The organism is Clostridium sp. UBA5119 (assembly GCF_002414285.1).
GTDB lineage: Bacteria > Bacillota > Clostridia > Clostridiales > Clostridiaceae > Clostridium_J > Clostridium_J sulfidigenes.
The window spans coordinates 119355-119712 of the sequence record NZ_DHYX01000055.1 but is presented as its reverse complement, the minus strand read 5'-3'; the positions used below and the strand labels follow the sequence as shown (position 1 = coordinate 119712).

1 pseudogene is annotated in these 358 nt (G+C 30.7%); it reads right to left on the bottom strand.

The features are described 5' to 3' along the window. Nucleotides 1-307, bottom strand: a pseudogene (locus B2671_RS09060) (CPBP family intramembrane glutamate endopeptidase); the annotation flags it as partial. Nucleotides 308-358 lie beyond the last annotated feature (51 nt).

Below are 358 nucleotides of genomic sequence, written 5' to 3'. Positions count from 1 at the left end.
TAGATGATATAGAAATAGATTTTTTAGGAATAAATATCACAAACAATGTAGATATAATTAATACAATTGTACAAGCAAGGCCACCCTCAGCTCCGAAGTTACCGCCAGATAGTAAAGAGGTATTAAAACTATTAACTTTCAAAATAGAAGGTCCTATATTCATTCCACTAACAAGAATTCCATATATATTACCTTGAGCAAAGTTCCACATGGTATGAATTGCACATACTCCAATAATATTATCTGTGCGATAAGCATAAACGGAAAAGAATATACCAACTAAAATAATATTAATCATTGGTAGAATAGAAAATCCTGAATTGAAAATGTGGAGAACCCCAAATAAACAGGAGTTTAC